General features: G+C 48.4%; 12 protein-coding genes. 2 read left to right on the top strand and 10 right to left on the bottom strand.

Going from position 1 to position 17856, the window contains the following annotated elements; genetic code table 11:
• Positions 1-94: 94 nt before the first annotated feature.
• The 9 genes from NV381_RS33060 to NV381_RS33020 form a co-directional block, all read right to left on the bottom strand.
• A complete protein-coding gene (locus tag NV381_RS33060; protein WP_258217574.1) occupies positions 95-2077 on the bottom strand; it encodes a methyl-accepting chemotaxis protein in 1983 nt (660 codons plus the stop codon).
• A 183-nt stretch (positions 2078-2260) separates the two neighbouring features.
• Positions 2261-2602: a hypothetical protein gene (locus NV381_RS33055; protein ID WP_258217573.1), complete on the bottom strand. Its 342-nt coding sequence runs from the start codon at positions 2600-2602 to the stop codon at positions 2261-2263.
• A 19-nt stretch (positions 2603-2621) separates the two neighbouring features.
• Entirely contained in the window at positions 2622-3830 is a 1209-nt protein-coding gene (locus NV381_RS33050; RefSeq protein ID WP_258217572.1) for a class I SAM-dependent methyltransferase, read from the bottom strand.
• Positions 3831-3861: 31 nt separating this feature from the next.
• Positions 3862-5058, bottom strand: coding sequence for a PQQ-dependent sugar dehydrogenase (locus NV381_RS33045; protein WP_258217571.1), 1197 nt, complete (start codon positions 5056-5058; stop codon positions 3862-3864).
• A 359-nt stretch (positions 5059-5417) separates the two neighbouring features.
• Positions 5418-6131: a hypothetical protein gene (locus NV381_RS33040; RefSeq protein WP_258217570.1), complete on the bottom strand. Its 714-nt coding sequence runs from the start codon at positions 6129-6131 to the stop codon at positions 5418-5420.
• Positions 6132-6445: 314 nt separating this feature from the next.
• On the bottom strand, positions 6446-6901 hold the full coding sequence (locus NV381_RS33035; protein ID WP_258217569.1) for a Dps family protein: 456 nt from the start codon (positions 6899-6901) through the stop codon (positions 6446-6448).
• Positions 6902-7133: 232 nt separating this feature from the next.
• Entirely contained in the window at positions 7134-7763 is a 630-nt protein-coding gene (locus tag NV381_RS33030) for a serine/threonine protein kinase (protein ID WP_258217568.1), read from the bottom strand.
• A 532-nt stretch (positions 7764-8295) separates the two neighbouring features.
• Complete coding sequence (locus NV381_RS33025; protein ID WP_258217567.1) at positions 8296-8556, bottom strand: hypothetical protein; 261 nt, start codon at positions 8554-8556, stop codon at positions 8296-8298.
• Between the two features lie 66 nt (positions 8557-8622).
• Positions 8623-9432 (bottom strand): M48 family metallopeptidase, encoded by an 810-nt coding sequence (locus tag NV381_RS33020; RefSeq protein ID WP_258217566.1) that lies wholly within the window; start codon positions 9430-9432, stop codon positions 8623-8625.
• 212 nt (positions 9433-9644) lie between these two features.
• On the opposite strand from NV381_RS33020, the gene NV381_RS33015 reads away from it, so the two are divergent.
• On the top strand, positions 9645-12326 hold the full coding sequence (locus NV381_RS33015; RefSeq protein WP_258217565.1) for a PAS domain S-box protein: 2682 nt from the start codon (positions 9645-9647) through the stop codon (positions 12324-12326).
• A gap of 1 nt (position 12327) precedes the next feature.
• On the opposite strand, the gene cls is transcribed toward NV381_RS33015, so the two are convergent.
• Positions 12328-13788, bottom strand: coding sequence for a cardiolipin synthase (gene cls / locus NV381_RS33010; RefSeq protein WP_258217564.1), 1461 nt, complete (start codon positions 13786-13788; stop codon positions 12328-12330).
• A gap of 249 nt (positions 13789-14037) precedes the next feature.
• Here cls and NV381_RS33005 point away from each other — a divergent pair, with 249 nt between their 5' ends.
• A complete protein-coding gene (locus NV381_RS33005) occupies positions 14038-17811 on the top strand; it encodes a S8 family serine peptidase (protein WP_258217563.1) in 3774 nt (1257 codons plus the stop codon).
• The last annotated feature ends 45 nt before the right edge of the window (positions 17812-17856 follow it).

The following is a 17856-nucleotide window of genomic DNA, read 5'->3' as shown; positions in this document are numbered from 1 at the left end:
CCAGATACTGCGGCCCTAAAACATCGTATATATGCAAACAACCACCGGAAATAGGTCTTATTGACCCTGCCGGTGGTTATTTGCTTGGCAATATTTACACCTTAAAGCGGTTAGCGGTTGCTTTCAATTGCTGTGCAGCTTCACTCAGCTCTCCTGAAAGGGTGCTGGTCTCCTCTGAATCATGAAGCTGTGATTGCGAGGCTTCCGCCATTCTACCTGCATACTCTGAGGTTGTACTGGCAATTCTGGCCATTTCCTCAATGCTGGCCGCTACTTCCTCGGTACCGGCTGACATCTGCTCGGCTGCGGCTGATACTTCCTCCATCTGTTCAGATGTTCTATGCACGGAATGAAGCATACGTTCCAGCGAGCTGCGAACCGTAGTAACCTCCTGTACGCCATCCTGCACATCTCGCCCACCGGTTTGCATCGCTGTAACGGTTGTCCTCATTGCCATCTGGATATCGGACACCATCTCGTTGATCTTCTGGGCCGAAGCCTCCGATTGGTCGGCCAGCTTGCGAACCTCGCTCGCTACAACCGCAAAGCCCTTTCCTTGCTCCCCGGCTCTAGCCGCTTCAATGGCTGCATTAAGTGCAAGCAGCCCCGTCTGTGACGCAATCCCAGAGATAACCTGCGCCATCTCTCCTACGGACTGCATACCTTCCTCCAGCTTCTGGATGGCTGCTCCAACTTCGCTCGCCGATTGACTCATGGTTACCATCTGTCTCATCGCTCTCTCCGATGCTACATTCCCTTGCTCCACTTCACGTACCAGATGCTGTGTCGCTTCGGTCACTTGACCCGACGCTTCGGCAATACGCTGAATACCGAGCGCCATTTCCTCCATTGCTTTCACACTGTCCTTGGCGCCAATCGCTTGATTGTGCGCTCCAGCAGCCATTTCACGAACGGTGTGAGAAATCTCTGTCGAAGTCAATGTCGACCGTGACGCCTTCTCCGACAAAATATTCGAAGTATCGCCCACTCTGATTGACATAAAGCGTATCGAACCGATAATTTCCTGTAAATGCTCAATGAACCGGTTAATCTCCTGGGATAGACGAGCCAGCTCGTCCTTGCCTTGAACCGGGATTCGGTAGGTTAAATCAGCCTCTTGTGAGTTTAAATTCACAGCAGCCCGCAGTACAAAATCAAGCTTTCTTGCTACAATAATCCGTGAAAGCAGGAACAGCATAACCAGTACGCCAACATACAAAATAGCAAGCTCCAGAGCGATCTTCCAGCGCTGCTTCGCAATCATTACTTCTATGCTTTCCTTGGACATAGCGATCCGCGCTGCTCCCCAGTGCTTGCCGGCAATAGTTATTGGGTAGGAAACTACCCAACGCTCGACTACTTTGCCTTCAACGATTTGCGGATATTTTTGCAGCATCGATTTGGAAGTATCCGTGTTGGCTACATCAGCATAACCCACAGCATCATTAAAAACACGGTTACTGCGGTATTTTTGACTGAGTAGCCCTGTAGTACCCCAAGCATCCTTGGAATCCTCCCCAACCAAGCTGTACAGCGAATTATGTGTCGCAACAAATCCTGCGTAATCAGGATTATCCGAGTAGGCGGCAGCCACAGCGAACACGATACTATTATCGGTCATGAAGCTATCCATAACCTTCTGCCAATGGTCGTCTGTATAAATATCATAGGCACTTGTATATTTCTGTTCATATTGAGCTAGCGGAATCTTCCTTCCATCAAAAAGCGTCTGCGTCGCCTCAGCATAAGCTTTATCTTGTGAACGCTTTTGCATTTCTTTATCGCTGCCAGGCACAGGTTGCAGCTTATCATTGAAAAGGTTTGCACGAAGTTCTTCGCCTGTCCATTTAATCCCCCCCTTGATGAGGGTACCGTCGCGGATATCATCATCCGCTATGCTTTCCAGCGATTTGGCGAGAGAAACCGCCAGACTGCTGCCTTTTTGATACAACTGATCTTCGGCGTCCTTTCGGATTTCCTGCCACTGATAAGCATAAATACCGCCTATTAACACCAACAGAAGCACCCCTGTAAATAACATAAACCTTACAGTAATAGAATGTATCCAATTAAACATCGGGAGCACCTCCACAATAAAAATCAAATTTTACCCATTATACAACGATAAATAGGAAAATATACCCGATTTGATCAGCAATTAATGACAATTTATTTCAAAATTCTTCACAAATAATTCATAATACCAGAATGGCGACGGTCGGGAGTGCTGGCCATCGCCAAGACGGCTTTTTTCCCTCACTTACCGACGTTGTCCGATCACAGAAAATAAGAGCGTTCCCACCATTATCAAAGCTAGTACGATAAAAAAAGCCTTGAAAAAACCGGACCAGAAGGAAGGCTCCGGTTCATCGTCAGGCGTTCGCAAAAAACGTTCATACACCCACACTGCAACAACTGTCCCTAGAGAGAGCTTAATGGCAAATCGTAAAAGCGTAAGTATGTACTCCCGCATTGGCAAAGCTTCACTTGAATAAAATCCTCTGCCCGGCTGAGTAGTGACGGTATCCGTACAAAACAGAATGGCCAAAAACAAACCTACAATAAAACCATAAATTCCAGCCTTGACCAAAAGGCGTTCCATGTCCAATTCCCTCCTTCTGTCAGCTCCGTTCGGCAGCCGCTTCCAGCAGCGGCCCCAGCTCATCACGCAGCGCGTGCTCCAAATACGGCTCAGCCTGCAAAAAGCTGCGGAAATCCACATAGCTGCTTACCATCTCAGCACGTTCAGCTTTAGATGGCTGTTTCCCTTTTACAGCGCGGATCAGCAAGTTTTTGGGGGTATGCTCCATGTCGATGAACTCCAGCAGCTGTGTGCGATAGCCGACAATGTCAAGCAGCTTCGCCCGAATTGCATCCGTTGCCAACGCAGAGAATCGCTCCTTCAGGATGCCATGCTGCAGTAGCGGAGCAAGCACATCATTGCGGACCTGACGGAACATCTCATGCTGGCAGCAGGGTACCGACAGGATAACATCCGCCTGCCAGCGTACCGCCTTCTCCAGCGCGGCGTCTGTAGCTGTATCACAAGCGTGCAGGGTAACCACCATGTCCACACGTTCCAGCTCATTATATTGCGCGATATCCCCAACCAGGAACTGAAGCTGATCGTAGCCGAATTTCTGAGCCAAGCCGCTGCAGTGACGGATCACATCTTCCTTAAGATCCAAACCAATCACACGGATATCGAGTCCTTGCAGCTCTTTTAAATAGTGGTACAAAGCAAACGTAAGATACGATTTGCCGCAGCCAAAATCAACGATATTCAGCGTCCGGTCTTGCGCCAAATGCGGCACGACGTCTGCAATGAGTTCGATGAACCGGTTGATTTGCTTAAATTTATCATACTTCTGGGCCTTTACTTTTCCCTCTGCGTTCATGATACCGAGCTCCACCAGGAAAGGTACAGGTGTGCCTTCCTCAAGCAAGTAGTTCTTCTTACGGTTATGAGTAAGCTCAGCGGCTTGCTTCTTAGTCGGCGGTTTCTTTAGAATACCGGCCTTCCCTTTCTTGCTGATCAGCACTTGATAATCAGCATCCCCCGCCTGCAGCAGCCCTTGACGGAATGTATCCTGCAGCAGAGCATTTATTTTTGAAGCCGCTTCTTGGGGCAGAACATTATCATGCAGCACTTTAGTGCCGCAGTAAGAGCTGAACTGATAATGCAGTGTCCCTTTCAGCTCTAGCGGCTTGACGGTTACTTTACTGCATCCGGCCGGATCGTTGCGCCTTACTTGGCTGAAAGTCCCTTGAATCAATGAGCCTTGAGCGATCAAATCGCTTATTAACGTATCTAACTCTAACGATTGCATTCGTTACCATTCTCCGTTCTTGTTGTAAATGCTAGAAAGTGGGCTTCAACCGGATCAGTTGGTCATCCTCCGCGCCTGGCTGGCCGCGTCCGTCACGGTTATTCGTCATGATGTATATGGAGCCATCCGGCCCTTCCACCACGTTGCGGATGCGGCCCCATTCATCCTTGAACAGCGGCTCAGCCTTTTGCACCGAAACCTGGTCATTCCCAAGCACTACCCGCTGCAGCTGCGTCCCCCGCAGATTGGCTACCAAAAGGCTCCCCTTCCACGGTCCCTTGGTGATAAAGGTGATGCCGGAAGGAGCCCAAGTGGTATCCCCGCTATGCAGCAGCGGCAGCTTCAATGGCCCGGGACCCTTTTTGGCGGCATCCTTAGCGGGCACCTGCGCTTCGTCGCCTTGAACGAGCGGCCACCCGTAATTAGCGCCGGGCTCGATCAGATTAAACTCATCATGAGCCGTTTGACCGTGCTCTGTGCTAAACAGCCTGCCTGTTGAAGGATGCCAGGCCAGGCCCTGTGGATTTCTATGCCCGAGGCTGTACACGGGCGAACCGGGAAACGGGTTGTCGCCAGGAATCGTACCGTCTGTGCGGATACGAAGAATTTTGCCCCCAAGCTGGGCGACGTCTTGAGCAATCGACGATTTGGCCGCATCGCCATTCGTTATGTATAACAGCCCGTCCGGGCCTATCTTCACTCGGCCGCCGTCATGAATGCGGTCACCTGGCAGCGCGTCCAGCAGCACCTTGTCCACCTTCGCTTTGCCGCCGCTCTCCACCATTCGCAGCAGCCGGTTATAAGCTTGGCCGCCCTCTTGGTACGTATGATACACGTACATGTAATGATTGCTGCTAAAATTTTTGTCCAAAGCAATCCCCAGCAAGCCTGCTTCGGATTCCGTATACAGCGGCGGCTTCTCGAAACGAAAGACAGGTTCAGGCTTCAGCACGCCCTTCTCAATGACTCTAATCCCGCCTCCGCGCTCGGTTAGGAAAATGCGCCCATCCGGTGCGAAATCCATATCCCATGGGACATTCAGCTTAGAGGCGACAATCTCCTTGGTATAAGGAATAGAGGAGGGAGCTTCTGTCCCTGAAGCAGATGTCTCCGGAGCCGTTGAAGTCGGAGGTTTGCCTGCTGGTCCATTCTGCACCCCAAAACATCCCGTCGATGCAAGCATTACGGACATTACCCCAAGAGCCATCCATACAGATAAGCTGCCCATACCCTAATTCCTCCTCTAATGAACTTTCATATCGATTTTTCCTTATTATACCTAATGCTGCACCATGAATGCCAATCTGGGCCCTGCCTTCATACAGAAAAGCTTCTGATCGAAGCCCTCTCGAGGAGGATACATTCGTGTCTAAGCGGCAGCTTTTCTTGCAATAACCGACTTCTTCAGCTCCGTTGAACAAGTCGGTTCTTATAAAAAAAGAAACGTCCCATTTGGCAGCCTGGCCGGCTCCCACTGAAACGATTCCCATTTAAGCTAGTACTATGGACAGCGAAAGGCCTCAGCACGTCAAACCGAGACAACGCTATGTACTCAGAGCTTTCGTGCTATTATTTGAAGCTTCTCGCTTACTTCACTTTGGCCTTAAGCAGATCGACAAGCTGCTGCGCGGCATTCGCTCCACCGCCACCCGGACCACCTGCTCCTTGACCGCCCGCTCCTCCGTTTCCCGGGTTCTGCATCCTGGCTCCATCCTTGCCATTACCCGGATTCTGGCTTCCGCCTTGCGCTTGCCGCTGCTCCTTCATGGCGTCCCGCTGCTCCTGCGTCACAGTTCCCTTAGACGGTGCACCGTTGCTATCCGTTCCGGCTGAGCCTGCGCCGCCCGCTCCGCTCATTCGCTGCTTCATCTGGTCTGCACGGCTTTGATACAGCTTCGTTTGTTCCGCCGTCAGTATTTTCAACATCGCGTCCTGCTGCTCCGCGGTCAGCTCTTTCTTCGCAACCGCTGCCTCAGCTAAAGGAAGCAGTTGTTCCGCCTGCTGTTTCGTAAAAGCCAAGCCATCCGTTTTGTCAATGGTAATCAACGACTGAGAGATTGTACGCAAACGCATTTCATTCTCATTCATCGGCGTCCGCTCCGAACGAGAACCAGCTGGGCTCTTCTGGTCACCGGCTTGCTGCTGATCCTTTCCCTGGCCCTGGCTTGCAGGTGCGCTTCCACCATTCGCATTTACTGAAGCCGCTTCATTAGCTGCCGGCTTGCTGCCGCAGCCGCTAAGCAGCAGCGGAACCATAATAAGACCCGCTATAAGCTGGTTGCGGTTTACCCTCATGTTCATATTCACTAACCTCCATGTGTTCATCCCGGAATCGAGGGACTCGAGCTGCGGACTTTTGCCGATGGCAACTAGTCCACGCCCTCCAAGCGTATAGCATCAAGATGAATAGCATCTGAAGGTTTGCTTAAAGATTACTGAAACTTAAATCGAAGGTGAAACCGTCTATCTTGCCTAGCAGCAGCGCACGCATCTTCCATACATCTGACCCATCCCTTAGTGCTCACCACACTCTGTTGTTCGAAGCTTGCTTCATAAAAAAGAAACCTCCGAGCAGAGTGATTTACCACTCCATTCAGAGGTTTCATGGAACTCGTTTAACCCAGGAAAGAATTCAGCATCCATGTATGCTTTTCTAAGCTGGCGTGAATAGCCAAGAACAGATCACCTGTGATCTCATCGCCGGCCTTCTCGGCAACATCCATGCCTTCCTTTAATTGCTGGTTGATTTTATTGAAATCAGCAACAAGCGCACGGACCATGTCCTCTGCTTTTTCATTGCCTGCCGCTTCCTTAATTGCAGAATCCTTTAGCATTTGCTGCATAGTAGCTACAGGCTTTCCGCCCAAGGTGAGCAGACGCTCGGCCAATGCATCGAAATGCAAGGTTGCTTCATTATACAATTCCTCAAATTTAAGATGCAGTGTAAAAAATTGAGAGCCTTTCACAAACCAGTGAAAGTTATGTAATTTAATATACATGACTCCGAAGTTAGCCACCTGTTGGTTTAACGCTTCTTCTAATACTTTCGACTGCTCTAATACTTTAGCCATTTTTGTACACTCCCTTGTATCGTTGTATTTTTAAAAGCATTCCTCTGCTGTTTCTCTATGAAACCATCGTTTCGGTCCCTCTTGACGGGCTCCAAGACATTTGCTTGTCCTACTACTGTTTTACCCAAACTCATCCCAAATCAAACAATCTCCCACTACCTATTTAGAAATGGAGGCCTCTTGTTATGAGTATCCATTAGCACTTATATCCTAACAAAGCATAATGCTCTCCTTATGACCGTTTGAAATAACGGTAGCCTTTCCTTACAGCTGTAAGCATCCATTCCGGCACTTTCACGCGGCCTATAAAAACAGGCGAATAGAACCGGCCATACGCCTTTTTCAAATCATCCCACATGAAGCAGGGCTCTGCTTTCAAAAAATCCGATACATCGACAACAACCCCGCGTCCGTCCTTGAGCATGACATTTTTACCGTGCACGTCGTGTGGGTTCAAGCCTTTGCTTCTAGCAAAATCAAGCGCACTATCTATATCCTCAATAACCTGACGTGGGATTGGCACGCCTCGCAGTACACAATTATATAAAGTTATGCCGCTCAATCTGCGCAAAATTAAATAAGGGCTTCCCGCATGATAGCATTCCGAATAGGCCGGGTGCTTCCCCAAGCGGCGGTACACCTCAACTTCTTCCTCCAAGCCTGCCCTTCCTGGAGCATACACCTTCACTACGAGGCCGTTAAAATCAGGATGGCTTAAGACAGCCGCATAATTACCCGCTCCTACCAGCTTCCACGGCTTGGGCAAAAACTGAACCTCTATAGGATCATGAGGATCAACACTTTCTATTCGGAGCCCCTTCAGCAGCTCCTGCTCTATAATATCGATAAATTCACTAATCATAACTACCCGGTATCCCCTCCGGTTATCGAACTCTTACATTAGTTTCCTTTTATTGTAGCATACTTTCAATCAACAAAAACGCCTTGCGGCGTCCCTTGTGTACAATCTACGTTTGTCCGTGTGGAGTGCGATGGAAGTGGGATTACGGTGGCTGTTTAACGCCTCTTCGTTGATGCAACCCGCTAGCGGGAAAACCTCCCGTTAATTTTGTCTTTATTCTCGTAATCGACCATTTAGCTGGAAAACCCACCTCTATTTGGGGCGAAATGCCGCATATAGAAGATAAAGTACCGATTTAGCGCCAGAAATTCCAGCTAGATATGGCCTGCCAAGAAAAAGGGGGTTATTAGAAGGAGGTTTTCCAGGTATTTTTTTGCGAATCCGGCACGTCCTTTCGGTGATTTGAGCAATCCCTAGTATCCCCACGCAACCCCCAACCCCAAAAGAAAGACCTGCTCCACGGCTGCGAACCGTACGGCAGGTCTTCCTTTGTGTCCTTGCTATAGTTGCATAGCATAAACGAGTGTAACCGCTAGCTCTCTAAATCTTGCAGAGCGGCTTGATCCTCCTCCAAATCGGAGCGAGCTTGATCAACCGCTTGCTGATTACGGCTCAGCCCAGCCTGCTCAATAGCGTTCTCCGCTCTTTGCACCGCAGTCTCCGCTTGCTCGATTAGCTGCTCGCTCGGATGGCTCTGCGCCTGAGTCACCGCATTATGCGCTGTATTGACGGAGTTCTGCGCTTGTGATATCGGATTTTGCGATTGTAAGCTGGAATCGTCATTGCTGCTCATCGCCCATTCGCCTCCTTTCCATTCCATACCTCAGTTAATATGGATGAAAAGCGAGCTTTCTATTCCCTATAGCTGGGAAGTCATTCCCGATGTATCTCTGGCTTCAAATGTATGAGAATCATAACCGAATAACTGCGGATTCGAATGGAAGTGCAGCACCTCTCCAATCCGCTTCGGAAGTGGAGGATGTGTCGAGATAAGCTCGTACCAGGCTACAAAAAAACCTCGTTCCTGGTAGCTTTGATCCAGAAATTCGTTGATGTTCACTTTGCGGTACAACTGCTTGCCTGCCGCCAATATGGTGAGTGCATGGACCGCAGCCTCTGCATTGCCCGTGTAAGCTGTAGCGATGCGATCACACGTAAATTCACAAGCTCTGGAATAAGCTTTACCGATAAACGGAATCCACATTGCGGGAAAAACAAGCACAAACTTACTCACATGCTTTCTCTGGATATGAGCCAGCTCGTGCGCGATCACAAAGTTAAGCTCCTCCTCATCCCCCTGCATAATCAGCTCAACAATGTCTGAATAGAGCACAACGAAATTCCGTCCGGAAAACCGGGTAGCAAACGCATTAAGCACTCCGCCCGATTGAATAATGTACACATCCGGTACTTGAACCACTCCCATTTCACGACACAACGCCTGAACCCGTTCATAGATTTGTGGAAACTGCCTTTCCGACAGCTTAACACCGGAGCTCCGGATTCCAGCTACCATTAAGCCATGCATAACAAGTGCTGCCACCAACCCGATTCCTATGTAGACGATCCCTATAATTGAAATAATCAAGCTCACATAAATCAAGATACTCGTTACCAGGCAAACGATATACCAGGTTTGTTCGTCTTCGTGTACCAATCTTTTGTTCATTTTTCGACTCCGCTCCCATTTTCTATTTTATAGTCTTTATGTATGATGCATCTGGTGATGTTTGGAAATCATTCGTTAAAATGAGTACTATTCCCTTTCTTTGTCGAATTTTAATTATTTCTTGACTTTTTCCTATTCAAAATAAGTAGGATTATGTCGTACTAAAGAAGAAGTAGTATAATTTAGCTCTTTTTTACAAGGAGGGGTGTCGAATGGTGCAAGAGTTTGTTACAGGGATTACTTTGATATTTGTATTCATGTTCTTTTCAAGCCGGCTTCATAAAAAACATTCCTTGACCCCCTCACCATCTGTGTTCATGAAAAGCGGCCTGGGAATTGTTCATGGGTTGATGGGTATAGTTATCATGTTTTTCAGTGTACCTATCCATTCGGCAGCCCTGCTCGACATGAGACATATCCTGCTTATCCTCGCCGCGCTGTCAGGGGGACTGCTTTCTGCTATCATCGCCTCTGTATGCATGTTCATAGGACGCAACCTGATTTTTGGTCCCATGGATTTGGCTAATTTCATGTCTGCGCTCACTATTCTAATTATCGGCTTGGGCAGCGGAATTATTAGCCTCTACGTTAAATCCTACTGGAAGAAATGGGCGTATAGCCTTCTTCTTACTATGGCTGTAATATCACTTGGGCTGCATTGTCTTCTTGGCTTCAACGATTGGCCTATTCTTGCACCTTATTTGACGGTGGTTCTGGTAAGCGGAATAATGGCAGCCTGGCTGCTGCATTTTTTAATCAAAAGCAACGAAAGGACCACCCTCAACGAGCTGATTGCCGATCTGATCCCCAAGATGAAGCGAACGAACAGCTCCCTCGAGCTGTTTACCCTTACTATGAAGGAAATCGGCGAGCTTTTTTCTTGTGACGCCGGTGAAGTTATTCTGACAGAGAAGAATCGATATAGAACTGTTTTTCGTTATATGGAGGACTCCTATGAAAGCATAAACCAAATGATAGACTCCGATGAATTGGAAGGGATGTTAAAGGTACTCAACGGTGGGCCTGTCCTATTTGATGATTGGAACAAGAAGCTCCTGCTTGGAAGCGCCCATTTGCCGCTGTTTGAGCAGGGAATCCGTTCTTCCTTGCATCTTCCAATATCGTATAACAACAAGCTTATTGCTATCATCACTCTTGCCTCTAAAACCCCGGAGCACTTTAGTCATAAGGAAATGATTATCGCCCAACAGTTGATACCACTTATCAGCATAACCATGGCTTTAAAAAATGCCGAAGGCACGTTCTCCTCCGTGTTTAACACTTCTCAAGATGCTATCATCGTTTTGGACAACGACTCGAATATCGAGCTCTGGAACGATGGTGCGGAGCTTATCTATGGCTATTCCCGGAATGAAGTAATCGGTCGCCACGTTACCATTCTTATTCCCGAACGATTGCATTCCTTTTATATGAATACGTGCTACCAGCTTCGTATTCTGGGGATGAATGAGCACGCAGGCAATACCATTGAGCTTACAGCGTTGCGAAAAGACGGCTCAGAGCTGCCGGTTGAAATGTCTCTCAACTGCTGGCAAGCCGGAGGCGTCTTTTACTTCAGCAGCATGATTCGGGATATAACTGCACGCAAACGGACGGAACACGAGATTTCGTCTCTCAAGCAGGAACTGGTCGAAACATTACGGTATCAGCATGGCATGATCATGAAATTCAAAAAAATGGAAGGGAAATACGTTTGCACCCTCGCTGACGGTCAAATGCTTTATGATCTGGGATTCACCCCTGAACAAGTTGTAGGAGTATCCATTGATGACTTAGCTGGGTCTAATAACGCTTCTATGCTGGATGCCTACGATCGCGCATGGAATGGGGATCCCCAGCAATTCGAATACACGTATTCTAACCACACTTATCTTACATCGCTGAACCTCATCTCGGATCAAGGGCAGGTCGTAGAAATCATTGCCACGAGCAGCGATATTACCCATCGCAAGCAGATGGAAAGCGAGCTTATCGAAAGCGAAGAACGGTACCGTAAGCTCATTGAGTTTATGCCTGACGGCATTATCATTCATTGTGATGGAACGGTTGTTCAAGTGAACCAGATGACGCTGGAATTGCTGGCCGCTTCTAATGCATCCGAGCTTATTGGCAAGAGCATAGCAGAGCTGCTTCACCCTGATTCGGCGGAAGATGTGATTAGCCGGAATCGGGAGATTTTGTTAAATCAGTCCTCCGCTCCGCCTTCCGAGCGTGTATATATTCGGCTGGACGGCCAATACATGAATGTCGAGGCTTCCGGGGCTTGGGTTTCTTATAAAGGCAAGCCGGCAATTATGACGGTGTTCCGTGATATTACGGAAAGAAAAAGAGCTGAGCTTCAACTGTATGAAGCCAACGAGATGTTCAAGAAGCTATCCATGATCGACGGATTAACCGGTATTGCCAACCGCCGCTATTTCGAAGAGAGCTACCAGATGATATGGAAACAAGCACTCCAGCATTCCAATGTCGTTTCCATCCTGCTGCTGGATATTGATTTCTTCAAAATTTATAACGATACGTACGGGCATCAAGGCGGTGATACTTGCTTGAAGCAAGTAGCTTCAGCTTTGGACCAGCTGGCGACAAGACACGGATGCTTTGCCGCACGTTATGGCGGAGAAGAATTTGTCTGTATTCTCCCCGATACGCATGAAGCTCAAGCCCGTGAGTTCGCCGTCTGGGTAAGGGAAGAAATAGGGGAGTTAGCCATTCCTCACGCCGCGTCCACAGTCAGTGGGCATGTAACCGTCAGTATTGGTATCGCAGCAGCGGTTCCGAACCCATTGATAGACCGTAACAAGCTCATAGAGCAAGCCGATCAAGCCTTGTACAAGGCCAAAATGAACGGTCGTAATCAAATCGCTTCCTAGCTTACAAAATCGGGGACAGCAGCCTTGCCATGGACTCCGCTGCTCGCGTCAACAGCCATCTTCGTTCAAAGTTCTCCAAAGTCAATAGCTCGCTGTTCTCCATATCCTGCTCGAATGTGGCTTCCAGGCGCGATGTGATTTCCGAGCCGTACAAGAAAGCCGTAATTTCAAAGTTGAGCTCAAAGCTGCGGTGGTCCATATTCGCCGTTCCCACTGCAGCCGCCTGGCCGTCCACCATGATCGTTTTGGCATGAAGAAACCCGTTTTCATACAAATAGCAAGTGGCCCCCTCGCGCAATAAATCACCCATATAGGCATAAGAGGCCCATTGAACCAGCATATGGTCGCTCTTCTTCGGGATCATAATGCGTACATCGATTCCCGACAGTATAGCAATCCTGAGAGCATTAAGAATGCCATCGTCCGGTACAAAATAAGGGGTCTGCACATAAATACGCTTTTTCGCCTCAAAAATAAGCTTGATATAACCATTCTTAATTTGCTGTTTATCGGAATTGGGGCCGCTGGACACAATCTGCACAGCAGCCTTTTCCGCAGCCGCCAGCTCAGGGAAATAAACAGGCTCTATCTTCAAGGATTCATTCGAAGCGACGTCCCAGTCCAGCATAAATTGCACCTGCAGACGATGTACCGCATCCCCATAGATCATGAGATGGGTGTCGCGCCAATACCCAATTTTGCGGTCTAACCCCAAATATTCATCTCCAATATTGAATCCGCCTATAAATCCATATTTTCCGTCAATGATGGCAATTTTCCGGTGGTTCCGATAATTCAGCCTGAAATTTAAATAAGGGATTTTCGATGGAAAGAACGGACATACCTCGCCTCCGGCTTCCACTAACTCGAAGAATAGCTTCTTATTAACCCCGAGCGATCCGATACCGTCATAAAGCAGCCGTATTCGTACACCCTCTCTCGCCTTTTGGGTGAGAGCTTTGAGCAGCCGTTTTCCCGTTTCATCATTGCCCACCTTGTAATACAGCAAATGGACATGCTCCGTTGCCAAGGCAATATGATTAAGCAGCGCCTCAAACTTCTTTACTCCGTCAATAAACAAAGTGACTTCATTATTTTGCGTCAGTGGAGAGGCGCTGTTCATTAGGTTCATATAAATGAGATGCTCATATTGCTTCACGATATCATCGGTATAATGAAAGGTTCCTTCCTGGATGGTGTGCTCCTGCACGGCCATTTGCTGACGAACCTGTCTCTCCATTCTTGCTCTGATCCGATATACCTTCTGCCTGGCTAGATTTTGGCCCAGAAAAATATAGATGATGAATCCAAAAACCGGCAGCAGCAGAAGCAGCATCAACCAAGCCCACGTTACTCCTACATTGCGTCTTTCGAGGAAAATAATAGCTGCCGCAAACAGCAGATTAATGACCGGAATCCAAATATTTATCGTCTTCCATACCCCGACGACCCAGTTCTCCATACAATCCTCCACCTCACGGCATCTTTTTTCGTTCCGTTTGAACTATTCCTATTGTTACCATACATCAAATGAATCAGTAAAGAAAAATCAACATTCACTTTCGACGAATTATCACTGTATTTTACACACTTTGAAATGCCGACAGGATTTATAGTTCCACATATCGAATTTTGTCTTAATGACTCGTAATAAGGAACACAATTTTCACATTACATACGACAGAGTGTATGAATTAGGGAGGTTTGCTACTTGAAAAAAATTGGGTATTTTCTGCTAGCCGTCTTAATCCTTAGCAGCTTATGGAGCGGGTCGGTAAGAGCCGAAGCAGACGAGTTCGGCGCATCTTCCGCCTATACATCAGAACCGGGCGCCATGAACCCATTAACACAGTTTCAAGCTTTTGACGCAACCACATCGAAGGCTCCTGAATTTACAGAAGCAGAACAAGACCAGATAGTCCCCGGCCAAGTGCTCGTGAAGTACAAGAAGGGTTCTGCTGCCAGGACTAGCGGCTCGAGAACAGCAGCATTCACGGCTAAAGCTTTGGAGACGGATGAACAGCTGGAAGCAACCAAATTCGAATTGCTTCCCGGAGCCACAGTATATCAAACGATTAAGGAATTGAGTGCTGACCCGAATATTTCATATGTACAGCCTGTCTATCGGTATAAGGCATCTTCAACCAGCGTCTCCAGTGCCGTCTACAGCAATGATCCATGGTTGCCGCAGCAGTGGGGGCTAGATGTTACCCATATCTCTTCTCTTTGGGCAAAGGTATCTGAAGCACAGCGCAAACAAATTAAAATTGCGATCGTTGACACTGGAGTGGACCTCAATCATCCGGATCTAAAAGACAGTCTTCTTGCCAATGAAGGAGCTAACTTCATCACCCCTTCATCCTCGCCCAATGATGATCACGGTCATGGTACTCATGTTGCAGGAATTGCTGCTGCCATCACCAATAATAGTTTGGGTATCGCAGGGGCTGCCGGAAGCGCCAGGATAATCCCGATAAAAGCCCTGGATAACGCTGGGGACGGAACTACGCTCTCCATCTCGAAAGGAATCATCTGGGCGGCAGACCATGGCGCCAACATCATTAATTTAAGCTTGGGCGGTACGAACGCCGATCCCTATTTGCAGGATTCCATCTTGTACGCACAGCAAAAAGGGGCCGTCATCGTTGCTGCATCCGGCAATTACGGCAGTGACCAGGTCGATTATCCAGCCGCTTATCCGAACGTAATCGCTGTTGGAGCACTGGCTAAGCCGTCCGCAGCAGATATGACTCATCCGGAGCGGTACTCGTATGCTTCCTTTTCCAACAAAGGAACTGCGCTTGATGTCGTTGCCCCCGGCGATGCTATCTACAGCACGCTGCCTAATGGACAATACGGGACGAAAGACGGGACCTCAATGGCTACGCCATTTGTCACCGGATTGGCAGCTCTGCTGAAAGCGGCTGACACCACCTTGACAGCGGACCAGATACAGAGCATCATAACCGCCACATCTGTCGACCTGGGGACTCCCGGCAGAGACAACAGCTACGGTTACGGCTTAATCGACGGTGTCCGATCCTTTGACACTCCACGTTTGTCCTTACAGTCAGGCGCAACCGTGGCAACGGCCACCTACACGTATTTGCCTTTAGTCGTTCATGCATTAGACTTTTCAGGGCATGTAAATACCGCAATCTCTTCAACCACATCCGGCAGCGTGCTGCTGAAAGTGGAACAATGGGATGCAGCAGCGGGACAGTGGCTTCCGGCTTCGTCGCTTGATCAAGAGGTCAGTCTATCTGGAGGTATATCTTTAAAGGGAATGGAATTGCCGCTTAATCATATGTACCGTGTAAATGCCTCATCCAAGTCATCTGATAAGCCTTATGTATCATCGGGAAAGGTGTACTCCAGTGCGAGTCTGCCTTCGAGCAATGCTAAGCTGCAATATATCAAAATCAATAACGGTCAATATACACTAACACCTGCATTTCAGGAGGATCGTACCTATTATGAGACGCAAGTCGACTATTCCGTAGCGTCCATTTCGGTTAGCGCAGCTGCTGCTGCTCCCTCAGCCTCCCTAACTTTGAAGGGTATCGCCGTTCCGTCGGGCGGATCCACAGCTGTAGCGTTGCATACCGGAGTGAACTTAATTCCAATCACAGTTACGGCTGAGGACCATTCGACACAAACGTATACTTTGTCTATCTACAGGCAATATTCGGCTGATAATAACTTTATTAGTGATATTTATATCAACTCCGGGGCGCTATCTCCTGATTTTAATAAAGATCTTATGAATTATACGCTCTATCTGGACAAGGCGGTAAGCAAATTCGGCATAGCTGTCCTGCTGGAAAATAAAAACGCAAAGCTGGCCTTCAATGGCCAAACGGTTCCTGAAAAGACACTCCTAACGAATTCAAATCCCTATCCTGTAGGAGCTTCGTCTCTTACTATTTCCGTAACAGCGGAAAATGGCTCTGTTAGAAATTACGTCATTACTATTAAACGTCTGGAAGTACCCTTGCAAAGTACGATGCTGAAGAGCCTGACCTTGAGCGGCGTCGATACATTCAGTCCTGTATTCAGTCCCGAGGTTTACAACTATCAAGCTGCGGTTAAAAGTACGACAAGTCAGGTGACCCTCTCTGCTGCAACCGTAGATCCCTCCACCTTGGTCACATTAAACGGTAAGACTATAACCCAGGCAGGCTCTGAGACAGTTAACCTTGATCAAGGAACTACAACCTTGAGATTGGCGGTAAATGGCGACTCAAAAACTTACTCCATTAGTATACTACGCCTAAACGTAACCTCTGGAGTCGATGGGGGCGGGGGCGGTAATGGTGGCCGTAGTGGCGGCGGAGGTGGTGGATTTTTCATTCCCCCAGCGACTGACACAGGTAATGAACCTGTTGTGGTGAAAGCAGACAATGCACAGCTGAGGAAGTCGCTTGAAGACAACAAAACGACCCGGGTTACCATCGATGCTACTACCGGAAGCTCAGCTTCTGCAAAGACAGTTGAGTTCGGAGCTGACATTCTGAAGCTCGCCACGGACAAGAATAAGCCTATTCTTATTGATACAGGACGCCAAACCTTTGAACTGTCCCCAGGCTCAGTGCCTGCCCAGGATAGTACAGCTGCAGCCAAACTGGTTGTAACACGCTCATCTGGAGAAGCAGCCTTAAGCAAGAAGCCCGCTCAAGCGAATGATGTCTCACTGGTCTACGACTTCAATCTTTCGGTTGGAGATGACGTCATTAACCGCTTCACCAAACCAGTGACCATTCAATGGAAGCTCGGGACCGTCCAGTCGCAGCTCTCCAAGCTTGGCGTTTATTATTACTATGAAAGCGGGCAAAGCTGGGTATATATGGGGGGTAAAGCAAGCGCGGATGGAATGATTACATTTACTACCGACCATTTCTCCCCATATGCTGTGATGGAATACAACAAAACATTCAACGACATGGCGCAGCACTGGGCTAAAGAAGAGGTTGAACTGCTTGCCTCGAAATACATTATAACCGGAGCAACGGACACCACCTTCGTGCCGGAGCAGAAATTAACCCGCGCTGAATTCGCCGCGCTGCTCGTTAGAGCACTAGGTGTTAAAGCCATCGGCAGCACCGGCAAATTCCATGATGTGAACCCATCCGATTGGTTCCATGACGTGGTGTACCAAGCCTATGGCGCAGGACTTATCGAAGGAGTCGATACCTCTGTCTTCGCACCAAGCCAGCCGATCACCCGTGAACAGATGGCTGTAATGATAATGCGTGCATACAGCATCGGCACAGGCAAACAAGCAAGCGATATTGCCATCGCGCAAGAGGTAAAATTCACCGATCAGGCTCTGACAGGCAGTTGGGCACGAGACAATGTGCGGCTGGCCAATGGAATTGGTTTGATGAGCGGTTTTCCGGACGGTTCCTTCAAGCCTTCCGAAACAGCTAACCGTTCACAAGCAGCGGTCGTTATCAAACGACTGCTTGATCTAACACAGCAGTAAGCTTGCTCTTGTATTAAAGTGTCCCATCACTCCCGCAATACTTAT

The sequence above is a fragment of the Paenibacillus radicis (ex Xue et al. 2023) genome (genome assembly GCF_024722015.1).
GTDB lineage: Bacteria > Bacillota > Bacilli > Paenibacillales > NBRC-103111 > Paenibacillus_S.
The sequence above is the reverse complement of the archived record's forward strand: the minus strand, read 5'-3'. Positions and strand labels throughout refer to the sequence as shown.